Source organism: Sediminibacterium salmoneum NBRC 103935 (assembly GCF_000511175.1).
Classification (GTDB): Bacteria; Bacteroidota; Bacteroidia; order Chitinophagales; family Chitinophagaceae; genus Sediminibacterium; species Sediminibacterium salmoneum.
This window is the reverse complement of record NZ_KI866530.1, coordinates 1,413,056-1,414,572: the sequence shown is the minus strand read 5'-3', so window position 1 is coordinate 1,414,572 and position 1,517 is coordinate 1,413,056. Positions and strand designations below refer to the sequence as shown.

The following is a 1,517-nucleotide window of genomic DNA, read 5'->3' as shown; positions in this document are numbered from 1 at the left end:
GTGAGCCGGTAGAACCTATCGTGTTCTGGGTTGAAAACACAACTCCGGTTGAGTACAGACAGGTTATTATTGATGCAGGTTTAAAGTGGAATGAAGCATTTGAAAAAGCAGGTTTTAAGAATGCAGTTCAAATGAAAATGATGCCGGATGATGCCAAGTGGGATCCTGCCGATATCCGTTACAATGTAATCAGATGGGTTTCTTCCGCACAACCTTCTTATGGTGCTATCGGACCCAGTTTTGTGAATCCCAGAACCGGACAAATTTTAGGATCAGACATTACCGTTGAGTGGTATTCAGGTAGCGCAACCCCAATTCAGGATGAATTATTCAACGGGCCTTCCATGCCTCAATTGATTTTCCCTGGTATGGAACACCAGCATGCATTTAATTGCAATATTGGTTCTGAATTAAAAATGCAGTATTCGGCTGGTTTAACAACGCTTGAAACTACTAACGCAAGCCCAGAAGAAATGAAGGCAATGCATGAACAGTTTTTAATTTATTTAATCATGCATGAAATGGGTCATACGTTGGGATTGAATCATAATATGAAAAGCAGTCAGATGCTTTCGCCTGCTGAAGTGCACAATACTTCTATTACCAGAAAAATAGGATTGATTGGTTCTCTAATGGACTATCCTGCAGTTAATATTTCTTTGGACAGAAGTAAACAGGGAGATTATTATACTACCAAAGCCGGTCCTTATGATATCTGGGCTATTGAATTTGGATATACTCCATTCAATGAAGCGGAAGAGGAAGCGATGTTGACTAAAATTTTGTCGAGAAGCAATGATCCCAAACTGGCATTTGGAAATGATGGAGACGATATGCGTGCTCCTGGTAAAGCAATTGACCCCAGGGTAAACGTAAATGATATGAGTAGTGATGCCATTGCTTATGCGGAAGAACGTTTTAAGCTGGTGAATAATGTGATGGGAAAACTGGTACAAAAATATACCAAGCCAGGGCAGTCATTTGCAGAATTAAGATCCAGATACAGTATGTTGCAAGGACAGCGTAGTGGTCAGATTAATGCAGTGAGCCGCTATATTGGTGGTGTTTATATAGATCGTAGTTTTCCTGAGCAAAATTCAGGCAATAAACCCTATACACCTACTCCTTATGCTACACAGAAGAAGGCAATGGAAGTGTTAACTAAGTATGTTTTTGCGCCGAATGCATTTGAAGCAGACACTCAAGTGTTTCCTTACCTGCAAATGCAACGTCGCGGATTTAATCAGCCTGGGAACGGAGAAGATTTTAAAGTGACCAGCAACTTTTTAGGCCTACAGGTAAACGGTGCTTTGGCGCATATTCTGAATCCCATCACTTTGCAGAGAATCAATAATACCCGTTTATATGGAAACGAATATGGGGTAGTAGATGTAATGGGCGATTTGGTTAAAGGAATATTTGATGCCGACATCAATGCCAATGTAAATATGTATCGCCGTTATTTACAAATCAGTTTTGTAAAAGGTGCTGCTGGTTTAATTGCACCTACTTCTACT

General features: G+C 40.3%; 1 protein-coding gene. It reads left to right on the top strand.

Annotated features, from left to right (window positions below; all coding sequences use genetic code 11):
• Positions 1–1,517, top strand: a 1,517-nt coding sequence (locus P767_RS16205; RefSeq protein ID WP_172637520.1) for a zinc-dependent metalloprotease, incomplete at both ends; no start/stop codon positions are given.